Here is a 15,055-nt window from a genome sequence, read left to right as displayed (position 1 = left end):
ATTTTGAATTAATACTTGTTTTTCTAAAAAAATAACCCTTATTTTGACGGAGTTAACGGTTATTTACGTAAAAATAACAGAAAAATGAAGGTAATAGTTGTTGGAAACGGGATGGTTGGCTATAAGTTTTGCGAAAAACTAAGCAAAAAAGCGGGTTACGATCGTTTCGAGGTTACTGTATACGGAGAGGAGCCACGGCCAGCCTATGACCGGGTGCACCTGAGTGCGTATTTCTCGGGCAAAACAGCCGATGAGCTGTTGATGGCACCGGCGTCGTGGTATGCCGAGCAAAACATCCGGTTGGTTACTGGCGCATTGGTGGTGGGCATCGACCGCATCCATAAATGCATCATCACGCACCAAGGGGTCGCTGACCCCTATGATGTCCTCGTGCTGGCCACCGGTTCTTCGGCATTCGTGCCTCCCATCCCCGGGGTGGATAAGCAAGGGGTGTTCGTATACCGTACCATTGAAGACTTGGAGCTGATGGCCGGCTATGCCAAACAGGTGAAAAGAGGGGCGGTCATCGGCGGCGGGCTATTGGGATTGGAGGCGGCCAAGGCGATGCTCGACCTGGGGATTGCCGATACGCACGTGATCGAGTTTGCCCCCCGGCTGATGCCCCGGCAGATCGATGATGTAGGCTCTCGGATGCTCCAGTCGAAATTGGAACAACTGGGCCTGCGTATCCATACCGCAAAAAGCACATCGGCGATTTATGGAGCAGAGACTATTGAAGGCTTGCAGTTCTCGGACGATACCCAGCTGGAAGTCGATATGCTGGTGATTTCGGCGGGTATCCGCCCGCGCGATGAGCTGGCCGCGGCGTCGGGACTGGAAGTGGGTCCGCGGGGCGGCATCGTGGTCGATGAATACCTGCAGACCACCGACCCCAGTATCTACGCGATCGGCGAATGTGCGCTGCACCAGGGGATGATCTATGGCTTGGTGGCTCCGGGATACGAGATGGCCGAAGTGATGGCCGCCTCGCTGGCGGAAGGCAAGGGGGAGAAGGCGTTCCATGGGTTCGATATGAGCACGAAACTCAAGCTGATCGGCATAGACGTGGCGAGTTTCGGCGACCCCTTCGGCGAGCGCGAAAGCTGCCGGTCGGTGGTGTTCGAGCAATCGGCCAAAGGGGTGTACAAGCGGATCAACATCAGCAACGACGGCAAATACCTGCTGGGCGGCATCCTCGTGGGAGATGCGGAAAGCTATAACATGTTGCTGCAAACCTGTAAAAACCAGCTGGTGCTGCCGCCGGATCCGGAAGACGTGATCTTAGGTACGCGCGGTGGACAGGGCGATGGTGGTGCCGGGGTGCTCGGACTGCCGGATGAGGCGTTGATATGCAGCTGCGAAGGCATCAGCAAGGGAAGCATCTGCCAGGCGGTTAATGACGGGTGTGAGACCGTGGAGGCCATCAAGCAATGTACCAAAGCGGGTACGGGATGCGGAGGCTGCCTGCCGATGGTGAAAGACCTGATGGTGCATACCATGAAAGCGCAGGGCAAGTATGTGCGCAATGTACTCTGTGAGCATTTCGCCTATTCCCGGCAGGAACTGTATGACTTGGTGAAGCTTCATGCGTTGAAAACCTATGACGAAGTGCTCGACCAATTGGGTGCGGGCGACGGCTGTGAGGTCTGCAAACCGGCCGTCAGTTCCATTGTTGCCAGCCTCTGGAACGAGATGATCCTGCACAAGAACAACGATACCGCGCAGGACAGCAACGACCGGTTTCTGGCCAATATCCAAAAGGGCGGCACGTATTCGGTGGTGCCGCGCATACCCGGCGGCGAAATCACGCCGGATAAGCTCATCGTCATCGGTCACGTGGCCAAGAAATACAACCTGTATACCAAGATTACGGGTGGACAGCGCATCGACCTGTTCGGCGCGCACCTTAGCGACCTGCCCGCAATATGGGAGGAACTCATCGCTGCGGGCTTCGAGAGCGGTCACGCCTACGGCAAGGCGCTCCGCACCGTTAAGAGCTGCGTAGGCAGCACGTGGTGCCGGTTTGGCTTGCTCGATAGTGTAAGCTTCGCCATACGGGTCGAAGAACGTTACCGTGGCCTCCGGGCACCGCACAAGATCAAGTCGGCCGTTTCCGGCTGCATCCGGGAGTGCGCCGAAGCGCAGAGCAAAGATTTTGGCATCATCGCCACCGAAAAGGGGTGGAATCTCTACGTGTGCGGCAATGGAGGCAGCAAACCGCAGCACGCGCAATTGCTGGCGACGGACCTGGATAGCGAAACCTGCATCCGCTACATCGACCGCTTCCTGCAATTTTACATCAGCACGGCCGATCCGCTCACGCGCACAGCCACTTGGCTCAACAAGATGGAGGGCGGCATCGACTACCTGCGCAATGTGGTCATCAACGATAGCCTCGGCATGGCCGAACAATGGGAGCGCGACATGCAGCTGCTGGTAGACAACTATGCCTGTGAATGGAAAATGGCGGTAAGCGACCCGCAGGTCCGCAAGCGCTTCAGCCATTTCGTGAATGCGCCGGAAGAGAAAGATCCGACGGTCCGGTTTGAGCCGATGCGGGAGCAGAAAAAAGTGGTCGACTGGAAATAACAACTTCAATAATTGCCTTATGAACACAACATCGAACGATAGCATCACGTGGTTCCTGGCCTGCAGGCTGGAAGATGTACCCGCCAACGGGGGGGTATGTGTGAAATATCAGGAAGAACAGATTGCCTTATTCCATTTTGCCCGCCGGGGCGAATGGTATGCGTCGCAGAATCAATGTCCGCACCGGCAGCAGATGGCGCTGAGCCGCGGCATGATCGGTTCGGACAATGGGGAACCGAAAGTGGCGTGCCCGTTCCATAAAAAAACCTTTTCGTTGGTCGATGGGCGTTGCATCAACGGCGAGGAATGTGCCATCAAGGTGTACCCCGTGAAAGTGGAAGACGGTCAGGTATTCATCGGCGTAAGCACCTGTGAGGAGGAAGTATATGGCTGAAGCAACGGAAAACCGCCCGTTGGGTGAACTCAAATTCTTCAGCCTGAAAGGGGTGCAGATGCGGACATTCCACATCACGTGGCTCATGTTCTTCGTCTGTTTCTTCGGCTGGTTTGGCCTGGCGCCACTGATGCCCACCATCCGTGATGAAATGGGTCTCACCAAAAACGAGGTGGGCAACCTGATCATCGTTTCTGTATCGTCTACCATTATCGCGCGTCTCGTTATCGGAAGGCTTTGTGATGTGTGGGGACCGAGGAAGACGGCGGTGGTCATGCTGCTCGTGGGTTCCATACCGGTACTGCTGGTGGGGTTGGCCCGCGACTATCACCTATTGCTGCTGTTCCGCGCCGCCATTGGCGTCATCGGGGCCTCGTTCGTCATCACGCAATTCCACTGCTCGGTCATGTTCAACGCGCAGGTAAAAGGGACGGCAAATGCCGTGGCGGGTGGACTGGGCAACCTGGGCGGTGGCATCACGAATATGGTGATGCCGTTGATCTTTGCGGCCATCGTGGGCATCGGCTATGCCAGTCCGCAGGCGTGGCGCTATGCGATGGTGCTGCCCGCGGTCATGATGTGGGGGGTGGCGTGGCTCTATTACCGGTATACCCAGGATACGCCCGCAGGCAACTATAGCGAAGTCGGGCGGCCGCAGCAAGGCCGTGTGCAATCCGACTGGCGGGTGCTGGCCGATTGGCGTATATGGGCCCTTTCGGTAGCCTATGCAGTATGCTTCGGCGTGGAGATCACGTTTGACAACGTCGCGGCCCTGTATTTTGTAGATACCTTCCAGCTGTCGCAGGCATCGGCCGGACTGTGGGCGGGTGTATTCGGGGCCATGAACATTTTCGCACGCGCCATCGGGGGCGTGGCCTCCGATCGGGTCGGGAGGCAATCGGGGCTCCGGGGCAAGGGGGTGCTGCTGGGCATCCTGCTCGTGCTCGAAGGCGCAGGCATCATGCTCTTTGCCCAGGCCGGATCGATCGTCCTGGCGGTCGTATCCATGCTGTCTTTTGCGCTGTTCCTCAAAATGGCAAATGGCGCGACCTATGGCATCGTCCCGTTTGTCAATAAAAATAATGTGGGGATGGTGAGCGGTATCGTGGGGGCAGGGGGCAACCTGGGGGGCATGCTGTTCGGATTCCTGTTCAAAGCGGAGAACATCAGCTATGCTACGGCATTCCTGTATATCGGGGTGGCAGTCATCGTGGTGGCGGCCCTGGTCTTTGCCACGAGCTTCGATAAGGAAGGGGCTGTGGGCGAAACGCGCGTGTTTGGAGAAGCCCGCGCAGTGGAAGTGAAATCATAGCATATTGATCATGCCGGAGATCATCAAGACGACTTGTTGCTACTGTGGGGTGGGATGCGGGGTAGAGGTACACAAGAACCGGGACGGGAGTTTACGGGTGGAGGGGGATAAGCAGCACCCTGTGAATAGGGGCATGCTGTGCAGCAAAGGCATGAACTTGCATTATACCGTCATGGATACCAGCGATCGGCTGCTGTATCCGGAAATGCGCTACAGCAAGTACATGCCCAGGCGGCGCGTCAATTGGGAGATGGCGCTCCGTCGCACCGCTGCGGTATTCAGCTCGCTGATCCGGCAGCACGGTCCGGAGAGCGTGGCGTTTTATGCATCGGGCCAGTGCCTCACCGAGGAGTATTACATCGTCAACAAGCTGGTCAAGGGATTCATCGGCAGCAATAACATCGATACCAACTCACGCCTGTGCATGAGCAGTGCCGTGGCGGCCTATAAGATGAGCCTCGGCGAGGATAGCGTGCCGGTTTGTTATGATGATATCGAGCAGGCTGACTGCATCTTCGTGGCAGGGGCCAATCCCGCATGGTGCCACCCCATCCTCTGGAGACGGGTGGAAGCGGCGAAAGCGGCTAATCCAAACCTGAAGATCATTGTGAGTGATCCGCGGCGCACGCAGACGTGCGCGGTGGCCGACCTGCACTTGCAGGTGCACCCGGGCACCGATATCACGCTGCATCACGCCATCGCCCGGGTTTTAATTGAAAACGGCGATGTCGACGCCGAATTTATCCACGACCATACGACGGGATTCGCGGCCTTCAGTGCCCAGGTGATGCAACGCTCGGTGGCGGAGGCCGCTGCCATCTGCGGGGTGTCCGAAGCGCTTATCCATGCAGCGGCATCGATGATTGCGCAGGCTTCAGGTTTGCTCACCATGTGGACCATGGGGCTCAACCAAAGTGTGGTGGGCGTGAGCAAAAACCTGTCGTTGATCAACCTCAACCTGATCACCGGCCACATCGGTAAGCCGGGCAGCGGCCCGTTCTCCCTGACCGGACAACCCAATGCCATGGGTGGGCGTGAGGTGGGTGGACTGGCCAATCTCCTGCCGGCGCATCGTTCGCTGGCGAGTGCGGACGACCGCCGTTTTGTACAGGGGTTCTGGGACAGCGGCCCGATTTCGCCGAAGGTGGGCTATACGGCTACGGAGATGTTTGAAGCGCTGGACGACGGGCGGCTGAAAGCGATCTGGATCATGGGTACCAATCCGCTGGTGAGCTTGCCTGATGTGCGCAAGGCGGAGGCCGCTCTGGCCAAAGCGAAGTTTGTGGTGGTGCAGGAGATCAGCCGCAAGCCAGAAACGCTGCGCTACGCCGATGTGGTGCTGCCTGCAGCGGCCTGGGCCGAAAAGGAAGGCACGATGACCAATGCCGAGCGCCGGATTACCTACCTCGGCAAGGTGGTGGATGCGCCGGGTGAAGCATTGCCCGACGCGGAGATCCTCTGCCGCTTTGCACGTGAAATGGGTTTCCACGGGTTTGACTATGCCGATATGGCGGAAGTCTATGCCGAGCACTGCCGGCTTACGGCGGGCACCCGTATCGATATATCGGGGTTGAGCTACGCGGTCCTGCGCGAAAAGCGGACCGTCCAATGGCCGTATCCAGCAAACGCCGAGGCCCCCCGGGGGCAGGAGCGCCTGTTTACCGATCACCGGTTTTACACCCCTACCGGCAGGGCGGCCATCCATGCATGTGACGATGCGAATTTATCCGAACGGGTGAGTCCCGACTTTCCCCTGATCTTGACCACGGGGCGCATCCGCGATCAGTGGCATACGATGAGCAAGACGGGCAAAGTAAACCGGCTGCGGCAGCACATTGCGCAGGCGTTTCTGGAGATACACCCCGATGATGCCGCAGTGCGCGGCATTGGCGAGGGCGACTTGGTGGAAGTGAACAGTCGCCGGGGCACAGTACGGGTAAAGGCGCAGCTGAGCGGGGATATCAAGCCGGGCGTGGTGTTTCTGCCTATGCACTGGGGCAAGGTGCTGGATAGCGACCTCCACCGGGCTAATAATACGACGAATAACTTGTTGGATCCCATCTCGAAGGAGCCCGATTTCAAATTTTCGGCAGTGGCCGTGTGGCGGTATTGCAAGTTGAGGCAACGCATCGTGGTCGTCGGCGCCGGCGCCGGGGCATTTGCATTTGTCAAGCATTACCGCGAGCTGAATACCGATGACGAGATCACCGTATTCAGCAAGGAACCGGCAGCCTTTTACAACCGCATCATGCTGCCCGACTACATAAGCGGTGCAATGGGGTGGTCGCAGCTCCTGCGCATGCGGGACGGCGGCGAAGCCGAGTGCCGCATCACCGTGCACCGGGGTACCAGCGTCGAACGCATCGACCGGGAGCGGAAGACGGTGACCGACAGCCTTGGCCGAGAGCATGCGTATGACCTGTTGGTGATGGCTACGGGGAGCCGCGCCTCCACGTTGAAGGATTTACCCGCAATGGCGGGCCTGTTTACGATGCGCAGCCGGCGCGATGCCGATGATTTTCTGGCGCACATCGACCCCAAGAAAGGCAAAGTAGTCATTATCGGCGGCGGTTTGCTGGGCATCGAACTCGCGGCATCGCTCCAGGAACTCCGCGTGGGCAGTTGCATCCTGCAGCGGTCATCCCGCCTGATGGATCGGCAGCTGGATGTGCTCGGTTGCCAACTGCTGCACGAGGAATTGGTCGAAAAGGGCATCGAGGTACTGTTCAACGATGAGGTGGAGCGCTTCGTCGGCAACGGGCAGATACGCGGTGTGCGCCTCAAGAGCGGCGGCGAAATTGCCTGCCAGGCGGTGGTGATGGCCATCGGCACCACGCCGAACATTGAGCTTGCCAAGGCCAGTGGCTTGGCCTGCAAGCGTGGGGTGCTGGTTGATGAATACCTGCGTACGGCTGATCCGGATATTTTTGCCATTGGGGAGATCGCGGAGTTTAATGGCAAGCTTTATGGGATCACCGCCGCGGCCGAACAGCAGGCCGCGGTGGTAGCTCGGTATGTGAGTGGGGATATCGGCGAGCCCTACGCGGGCTCGCTGCCGATGAACCTGCTCAAAGTGCGGGGCACCGAGTTATGTTCCATCGGCCTGCCAGAAGTGCCCAATAACGATGGAGCCTACGAGGAGGTGGTATTCATCGATAAGGCCAAGCGGTATTACAAAAAGTGCATCGTGCACAAAGACCGGCTGGTGGGTGCTATATTGATCGGCGATAAAAGTGAGTTTGCCGAGTTCAAACACCTCATCGAACAGCAGATCGAACTCTCCGATAAGCGGCTGGAGCTGTTGCGCTCGGGTAAGCCGGTGACACCGGTGTTGGGCAAGGTGGTCTGCTCCTGCGGAAATGTGGGTGAAGGAAACATCACCCAGGCCATCAGCAACGGATGCACAGACCTGAAGGCGCTGTGTGAGGCATCGGGCGCAGGCCTGGGCTGCGGGAGCTGCCGACCCGAAGTGCAGGCGATACTGGATCGGATAGCCGACACCGAAATACAGGAGACGATGCGGAAAGCGGTTTAACGCAACATGGAACATACACACGCATATATCATTCCGTTCAGGGGCGGCATCGTATCGCCGGGTCAGCTCAATACGATCCTCGACCTGCTCACGGGCATTGGGGTATCTGATGTGCGCTTCGGCCTTCGCCAGGATATGATCGTGAATATCCCGGCCAAACAGCTGACCCCATTCGTGGAGGCGTGCAATCAACACCGGATCCCGGCATACCCCTATGCCGACGCGCCACCCAATATCGTTAGCTCCTATCCGGCGGTCAACATCGCCATCGATGACACCTGGCTGCGCGAAGGGGGGTATAAGGATGTGTTCGACCTGTTTGACTATACACCCCGGCTGAAGGTGAACATCTGCGATCAGCAACAGACCTTCGTGCCGCTCTTCACCGGCCACATCAATTGGATCACCTCGTCGTCCGCCCACTATTGGCACCTCTGTATTCGGTTCCCAAAGGGAAGCACCTACTATTACTGGCCCGAATTGGTATATACCAACGATATTGCACGGGTATCCAAAGCGCTGGAACACACGATCCTCCGATGGAACGAATCCGGCCAGCACGAGGCGGCTGTACGGGGGAGCGAGCTGCATGCCCTCGTGCGGAAACGGGTTACTTATATCGCAAAGCCGCAGGACGAGCCGATCCAGCCACCGCGGTTCGCCCTGCTGTACTACGAAGGCTTCAATAAGAGCGATAACACCTACTGGCTGGGCATTTACCGGCGCAACGAATTGTTCAGCGTATCCTTCCTGAAAGACATCTGCCTGGTGTGCCAGCAGACGAAGGTGGCCCAGCTGTACACCACACCCTGGAAAAGCATCGTGATCAAAGACATTGCCGCCGGGCAGCGAGCGCTGTGGGGGCATGTGCTGAGCAAACACCGCATCAATGTGCGGCATGCAGCCAATGAGCTGAATTGGCAGATCGAAGACAACAAGGACGATGTGGCGGCATTGAAGCAGGCCATCATCCACTATTTCGACCGGGGAGATGTGCGCACCTATGGGCTTTGCTTCGCCATCCAGACGCGGCCGCGTTCCAGTATGTTCGGCTCCATTGTGATCCGGAAGCTTCCCGACCGCCTGAAAGCATTCGGTTCATCCGAACGGTTCGATATCCTGTATACGAAAGACTTCAACCCCAATGCGAATGAACTGCTGTCTTTCAAAAAAGGCATACCGAAGGAAGCCATCGGCAAGAACCTGGTGTCCCTCTGCAATTTGTTCTATTTCCACAACGAGCATCCGTTGGACCTGGCATCGGAAGATCATGCGAAGCCCGCTTCAGTGGTGGCCGAGTCGAGGCGCGTTTACCAATGCCAGGCATGCCTGACGGTATATGACCCAACGGCGGGCGATGAGGCGCAGGGGATTGCCCCCGATACGGCGTTTGCAGCGCTGCCCCAACAGTATCGCTGCCCCGTCTGCGAGGCAGACAAACAAGCCCTGAAGGAAGTCGCCGCCGAAACGTTGTTTGATGAAATACCGCATGTTTGAGGGGGTATACGGTAGTCTGGACATACCGAAAGATATCGGATTTCGGCACGCGGGAGCCAAGCGTTCAGGCGGGAGGCCGTCGTTGCATTTGTTTGCAAAGCCTTTTTTATGCGCGGATCAAGACGTTCCGCTGCGCTTTACTTCGTGATCCGCTTGGTCTGCTGCTGGCAGGCCGCGGGCTTTCCGCCGGCTTGAGGCGGAAAGCCCGCGGCAATAGATGGCAAGGGAGCAGCCCAGCCGGATTCGTTTTGACGGGCTGGAAGAGGCACTAAATTCTGGAGTATGTCCAGACGGTAGCGCTTTGCGTGAACCCAAAATTTGTGTATTTTCGAAGAATGAAACCTGTCATGTCAGCGCCTTGCATAACAGGCGATGAACATGCAGGTTCCATGAGGCCATTAAGAACAGATGATTATCGAATGAAACCCACCATCACGATTGAATACTGCCCCAAGTGCGGATGGTTGCTGCGAGCGGCCTACATGGCATCGGAGCTGCTCACCACGTTTACCGACGAGCTGCAGGGGGTAAGCCTCTGTCCATCGGAGACAGGCGGTAAATTCTGCATGTATGTCGACGGGGTGCTGATCCTCGATCGCAAGGTGGATGGCTTCCCCGAAATCGCTGCGCTGAAACGGCTGGTCCGCGACCGCGTGGCGCCGGATAAGGATTTGGGGCATACGGACAAGAAGTAGACCATGATCGGGGTAGACGAGGCAAAAGCGATTATACGACAGCGGGTCACCCCCCTGGAAGCCCGAAAGATGACACTGGTGCAGGCGCTTGGATGTGCGCTCGCCGAAGATTGTCATGCCAAAGGAGATTTCCCGCCGTTCCGCCAATCGGCAATGGATGGCTATGCCTTCCATTTTGCGGATCGTGCCGCGCATGGCCCATTGCGTGTGGTGGGCGAGGTGGCTGCAGGGAGCCGGACCGCCCATACGTTGGCCGCTGGGGAGGCCATGCGGATCTTCACTGGGGCACCGTTGCCGGATCGTGCGGATACGGTGGTGATGCAGGAGTACGCCCGGGAACAGGATGGCATGCTGGTCATTGAAGACGATCGGCTAACACCGGGAACCAACATGAGGCCGCAGGGGTCTGATATCAAGAACGGACAGCTGGCGATGCGCAACGGGACAGTGCTGACCCCCGCAGCCATCGGTTTCTTAGCGGGCATCGGGATAACGGAGGTCGCCGTAGTCCCCAAGCCGAGGATAGCCATCGTGGTCACGGGCGACGAGTTGCAGGCGCCCGGTACGCCGTTGCAACACGGACAGGTATACGAGTCTAATTCCCTTACGCTGTGCGCGGCATTGCATCAATTTCACATGGCCGATATCGTGGTCACACAGGTGGAAGATGATTTGGAGCTGATTAGCGGGCGACTTGCAGCGGCATTACGTGAAGCGGACCTGGTGCTGGTTGCGGGAGGCATCAGCGTGGGCGACCACGACTATGTGAAGCATGCACTGCAGCGGTGCGGCGTGGAGGAGCAGTTTTATAAGGTGCGCCAGAAGCCGGGCAAGCCGCTGTTTTTTGGCATGAAAGACCGTATGCCGGTCTTCGGCCTGCCCGGAAATCCGGCCTCCGTGCTGGTGTGTTTTTACGAGTATGTGGTGCCTGCCTTAGCGGAACTGACCAATCGGCAACTGATGCCCGCGCCCGTTCGCCTGCCTCTTGGCGGTGACGTAGTGAAAAAACAGGGACTGACGTACTTTCTCAAGGGCCATTACGAGGAGGGGGCGGTACAGATTCTCTCCGCGCAGGAGTCGTACCGGCTTCGCTCATTCGCGGTATCGAATTGCTTGGTCCGGTTGCCCGAAGAGATGGAGGTGGTCAATAAGGGTGAGCTGGTGGAGGTACATCCGTTGCCGTGACATACGCACGTTCCATGAGGCCGCTGAAAACAAACAAATACGAATGAAACCTGCATGAGCAAAAAAAATAGACATGCAGGTTCCATGAGGCCACTGAAAACAAACAAGTACGAATGACACACGCGATCAAGAATATTTTTGTAGCCGGACCGATCTCTCCGGCCTTCATCGCCGAGCGCATCGCTGCACACAGCAGCAAGGTCGATATCGGCGCACACAGCATCTTCCTGGGCCAAGTACGGGCGGATGCCATCGGGGATAAAACGGTGGCTGCCATCGAATACACGGCCTATGAAGACATGGCCTGTCAGCAGATGCACCGCATCCGCGAGGACCTCTTTGGCCGCTTTCCGCTCACTTGCATGCATGTGTATCACAGCCTGGGGCGGGTGGATGTGGGGCAGCAATGTTTGTTTGTCTTCACTTCGGCGGTACACCGCCGCGCGGCGCTTGATGCATGCGATGAATTGGTGGAGCGCATCAAGCGTGAGCTGCCCATCTGGGGCAGGGAGGTATTGGTGGATGACACCTATCAATGGAAGGTAAATACGTAAGGTATGGTAGACATTACCCATAAGATCAGCAGCTTGCGCAGTGCGGTGGCGGTGGCGACGGTTAGCGTGTCGAAACCGGAGACCATGGAGGCGGTAAACAACCGGACCGTCCCCAAGGGCGATGTACTGGAATATTCCCGCGCGGCGGGACTGCTGGCCATCAAGAAGACGAGCGACGTGATCCCGGATTGCCATCCCCTGCCCATCGAGTTTGCGACGATCACTTATGAGGTGATGGCTATGACCATCGTCATCCGCGTAACGGTGCGCACCATTTACAAGACCGGCGTGGAAGTGGAAGCCATGCATGGCGCGGCCATCACGGCGCTCACCATGTATGACATGCTGAAGCCGATCGATCCGGCGGTGGAGATCACCCAGATCCGGCTGGACGCCAAATCGGGCGGTAAATCCGCCTATGCCGATCAGGCTACGGATGGACTGCGCTGCGCCGTGGTGGTTTGCTCGGACAGCGTGTCTGCCGGAAAGAAACAGGATGCTGCCGGCAAAACGGTGGTGCAGAAACTGGGGCAATACGGACTGGAAGTGGCGCACTATGCCGTCATTCCCGACGAGCTGGAGGCCATCCAAGGCACGGCCCGGGAGCTGAGCGATGCCGGTTACCAGCTGGTGATATTCACCGGCGGTACAGGGCTCTCGCCGCGGGATGTCACGCCCGAAGCGATCGCTCCCCTGCTGGACCGGGAGATACCGGGCATCATGGAGGCTGCCCGTGCCTACGGGCAGCAGCGGACGCCTTATGCGATGCTCTCGCGGGGAGTGGCCGGTTTCATGGGCCATACGCTGGTGCTCACGTTACCCGGATCTACACGTGGTGCCGCGGAGACCATGGATGCACTCTTTCCGTACATCATCCACATTTTCAGGGTGGCGGGTGGCATGCGGCATGATCATGTATAACAATGGAAACGATCGGCGCAGTGCTTTGTGGCGGGAGGAGCTCGCGGATGGGGACGGACAAAGGCCTGCTGCTCCACGATGGGCAGCACTGGGCTGGGCGAGCATATGAGGTGCTGCAGGCAGTGGTGCCCCGGGGGGTGCTGTCGGTCAATGCGCAGCAACGGACCGCCTACGGCGCGATTTTTACGGCAGCGGCCTGTGTGGAAGACGATGGGGAGCTGCCGATAGGCGGACCACTGCGCGGGTTGCTGAGCGTCCATCGGCGGTTCCCGACAGCCAACGTGCTGGTGCTGGCCTGTGACCTGGTCGATATGGAGACATCGGTATTGCAGCGGTTGATGGATCGGTTCACCCAGGAGCCCAGCACGGCCCTCGTGTTTGTACACGATGGGGTGCCCCAGCCGTTGTGCGGCGTATATGCCGCGCCTGCGCTGGCAGCTGTCGCCGATCGTGTGATGGCCGCTGGATTGGTCCGTAATAGCATGATGCACGTATTGGAATTCGTCGGCGCGGCGACCTTGCCCTGCCCCGTGGGATTCGAGCATTGTTTCAACAATTATAACAGCCCATGACCGAGCACGATACACCTCTTCCGCAGCAGCGGAGTCCGTTTGGCAGGCTGCGGCTATATTACCTATTGGCCCTGAGCGCGATTGCGATGAGCATGGTGGCAGGTCAGCTGCTCGTGCAGCATCACCTGCATCAGCAGGAAGATGACGCCCGTCTCATCAACATGGCCGGCAGGCAGCGCATGCTGGGCCAGCAGATCGCCAAACTGGCACTTGAACTGCAAGTACGCAGGGACCGCGCTGGCCGGGGGGAGGTCTTGGATCAACTGCACAGCGCGCGCGCCGAATGGCAGTCGGCGCAGGAAGCACTCTCGCGGGCGGGCGGTGTATTGACCGAGAGCGCGCCCCATTTCACGACCATCATGCAGGCCAGCGGAATGCTTTGCGCCGAGCTGGAGCGGCAGCTGACGGTCGATTATGCGGTGTTGGAACCATCCGTGACGGAAATCTTGCAGCATGAGGGCCCATTCCTCGCCGCCATGGAGCGCACCGTGCAGCGCTTCGAAACCCAGGCCGCAGGCAAGGTGACCCGCCTGAGACGCATTGAATATTGGTTGCTGGCCATCGCGCTGACCATTATCGCACTGGAAATCGCGCTGATCTTCATTCCCACCACCCGGCGCATCAGCGAAACACTGGTCCGGCTGATCAAATCGGAGCGAGATGCCCAACAGATGAGCAAGGAGATCGGCGCCCTGTACGGTTCACTCGAAGCCTCCTACAAGCGAATATCGGCCATTTCGATCCCCGTTTCCACGCCAAAACTGGTCGCCCGGGCTGACCGTGGCGGCAGCGTGACCGACGTATTGCCCGTATTGGGAAAGGTGTTGGGGCCGACTGTGCTGGGCATGCAGGGCAGCACCATCGCGGCTTGGGTGGGCATCGAGGGGGAGGCCGGGGAGGATTTCATGGACGAGCTGATCGAAACCGTATCCGACGGGAAAAACTGGTCTCGCGAATTGGTGATCAAAGACGGTGAAGGAACAAACCGATACGTGGATACCCACATCATCCCCATCTACGCGGAAGACGGGCAGGTCGCCCACTTGGACATCATGATGGCAGACCTGACCATGAAAAGACAAGCCGAGCAGGGGATTTACCGGAAAGACCGGGCCGAGATCGAACGGAAGATCAACGAGCAGAAGTTTCGGTCGGTATTGGTGCTCGAAGGGCAAGAGGAAGAGCGCAAGCGCATCGCGATGAACATCCATGACGGCATCGGGCAGCTGCTGACCTCGCTCAAATTCCAGCTGGCCGCCATCAACATCGCCCGGCCGCAAGAAGCGGAACAGAAGCTTGCCGAAATCGATCAGGTGGTGAAGGAGGTGATCCAAGAGGTCCGGCGGGTGACATTCAACCTCAATCCGCCGGTACTCAGCGACTACGGACTGGCTGCCGGACTGAAAACATTGGTGCAGGAAATCGATCGCATAAGCGGGGCGAGGATCACCTTTGCCAATGAAACGGGCTTCAACGAACGGATGGCTTCCAAGGTGGAGAACAACGTGTTCCGCATTGTGCAGGAGGCGCTGAACAATGCCGTAAAATACGCGGCGTCGGCGCAGATCGACGTGGTGTTGAAACACGATGAAGCCCAATTGGCCGTGACGGTGCAGGACTTTGGCGTTGGGTTCGAGAAGCGCGATACGCATACCCTCAATGCGGACATCGGGCACGGCTTTCTCAATATGCACGAACGCGCAGCGTATATCAATGGCGACTTAGACATCCAATCAACGAAAGGCAAAGGAACCATTGTGCGGCTTTTTGTACCTTTGACGCAGAACCCGATAGGTTGATA

At 58.2% G+C, this 15,055-nt stretch carries 11 protein-coding genes; all 11 read left to right on the top strand.

What is annotated here, in order from left to right; genetic code table 11:
• Nucleotides 1-84 precede the first annotated feature (84 nt).
• The 11 genes from nirB (at nt 85) to ACMGDE_RS01735 (ending at nt 15,053) form a co-directional block, all read left to right on the top strand.
• Nucleotides 85-2,589, top strand: coding sequence for a nitrite reductase large subunit NirB (nirB, locus tag ACMGDE_RS01785; RefSeq protein WP_436831036.1), 2,505 nt, complete (start codon nt 85-87; stop codon nt 2,587-2,589).
• A 19-nt stretch (nt 2,590-2,608) separates the two neighbouring features.
• The gene (gene nirD, locus ACMGDE_RS01780; RefSeq protein ID WP_436831035.1) at nt 2,609-2,983 is read left to right on the top strand and encodes a nitrite reductase small subunit NirD; all 375 of its coding nucleotides are present in this window, start codon (nt 2,609-2,611) and stop codon (nt 2,981-2,983) included.
• Entirely contained in the window at nt 2,976-4,295 is a 1,320-nt protein-coding gene (locus ACMGDE_RS01775; RefSeq protein WP_436831034.1) for an MFS transporter, read from the top strand. Before nirD ends, ACMGDE_RS01775 begins: the two co-directional genes overlap by 8 nt.
• A gap of 10 nt (nt 4,296-4,305) precedes the next feature.
• A complete protein-coding gene (locus ACMGDE_RS01770) occupies nt 4,306-7,830 on the top strand; it encodes a molybdopterin-dependent oxidoreductase (RefSeq protein ID WP_436831033.1) in 3,525 nt (1,174 codons plus the stop codon).
• 6 nt (nt 7,831-7,836) lie between these two features.
• A complete protein-coding gene (locus ACMGDE_RS01765) occupies nt 7,837-9,327 on the top strand; it encodes a rubredoxin (RefSeq protein WP_436831032.1) in 1,491 nt (496 codons plus the stop codon).
• Nucleotides 9,328-9,746: 419 nt separating this feature from the next.
• Nucleotides 9,747-10,022: an Rdx family protein gene (locus ACMGDE_RS01760; protein ID WP_436831031.1), complete on the top strand. Its 276-nt coding sequence runs from the start codon at nt 9,747-9,749 to the stop codon at nt 10,020-10,022.
• A 3-nt stretch (nt 10,023-10,025) separates the two neighbouring features.
• Nucleotides 10,026-11,207 carry a molybdopterin molybdotransferase MoeA gene (locus tag ACMGDE_RS01755; protein WP_436831030.1) on the top strand — a complete coding sequence of 394 codons (1,182 nt, stop codon included), beginning with the start codon at nt 10,026-10,028 and terminating at the stop codon, nt 11,205-11,207.
• Nucleotides 11,208-11,320: 113 nt separating this feature from the next.
• Nucleotides 11,321-11,761: a molybdenum cofactor biosynthesis protein MoaE gene (locus ACMGDE_RS01750; RefSeq protein ID WP_436831029.1), complete on the top strand. Its 441-nt coding sequence runs from the start codon at nt 11,321-11,323 to the stop codon at nt 11,759-11,761.
• A 3-nt stretch (nt 11,762-11,764) separates the two neighbouring features.
• On the top strand, nt 11,765-12,682 hold the full coding sequence (moaCB, locus tag ACMGDE_RS01745) for a bifunctional molybdenum cofactor biosynthesis protein MoaC/MoaB (RefSeq protein ID WP_436831028.1): 918 nt from the start codon (nt 11,765-11,767) through the stop codon (nt 12,680-12,682).
• 2 nt (nt 12,683-12,684) lie between these two features.
• Entirely contained in the window at nt 12,685-13,254 is a 570-nt protein-coding gene (gene mobA, locus ACMGDE_RS01740) for a molybdenum cofactor guanylyltransferase (RefSeq protein WP_436831027.1), read from the top strand.
• Complete coding sequence (locus tag ACMGDE_RS01735; protein ID WP_436831026.1) at nt 13,251-15,053, top strand: sensor histidine kinase; 1,803 nt, start codon at nt 13,251-13,253, stop codon at nt 15,051-15,053. The genes mobA and ACMGDE_RS01735 overlap by 4 nt, the downstream gene beginning before the upstream one ends.
• The last annotated feature ends 2 nt before the right edge of the window (nt 15,054-15,055 follow it).

This window comes from Parapedobacter brassicae (assembly GCF_051400755.1).
Taxonomy (GTDB): Bacteria; Bacteroidota; Bacteroidia; order Sphingobacteriales; family Sphingobacteriaceae; genus Parapedobacter.
This window is presented reverse-complemented; position numbering and strand designations above follow the sequence as displayed.

Bases quoted from the DNA above. Each gene is read 5' to 3' on its own strand.
- nirD (WP_436831035.1), top strand. From the start codon at position 2,609: ATGAACACAACATCGAACGATAGCATCACGTGGTTCCTGGCCTGCAGG.
- ACMGDE_RS01735 (WP_436831026.1), top strand. From the start codon at position 13,251: ATGACCGAGCACGATACACCTCTTCCGCAGCAGCGGAGTCCGTTTGGC.
- nirB (WP_436831036.1), top strand. From the start codon at position 85: ATGAAGGTAATAGTTGTTGGAAACGGGATGGTTGGCTATAAGTTTTGC.
- ACMGDE_RS01760 (WP_436831031.1), top strand. From the start codon at position 9,747: ATGAAACCCACCATCACGATTGAATACTGCCCCAAGTGCGGATGGTTG.
- ACMGDE_RS01775 (WP_436831034.1), top strand. From the start codon at position 2,976: ATGGCTGAAGCAACGGAAAACCGCCCGTTGGGTGAACTCAAATTCTTC.
- mobA (WP_436831027.1), top strand. From the start codon at position 12,685: ATGGAAACGATCGGCGCAGTGCTTTGTGGCGGGAGGAGCTCGCGGATG.
- moaCB (WP_436831028.1), top strand. From the start codon at position 11,765: ATGGTAGACATTACCCATAAGATCAGCAGCTTGCGCAGTGCGGTGGCG.
- ACMGDE_RS01765 (WP_436831032.1), top strand. From the start codon at position 7,837: ATGGAACATACACACGCATATATCATTCCGTTCAGGGGCGGCATCGTA.
- ACMGDE_RS01770 (WP_436831033.1), top strand. From the start codon at position 4,306: ATGCCGGAGATCATCAAGACGACTTGTTGCTACTGTGGGGTGGGATGC.
- ACMGDE_RS01755 (WP_436831030.1), top strand. From the start codon at position 10,026: ATGATCGGGGTAGACGAGGCAAAAGCGATTATACGACAGCGGGTCACC.
- ACMGDE_RS01750 (WP_436831029.1), top strand. From the start codon at position 11,321: ATGACACACGCGATCAAGAATATTTTTGTAGCCGGACCGATCTCTCCG.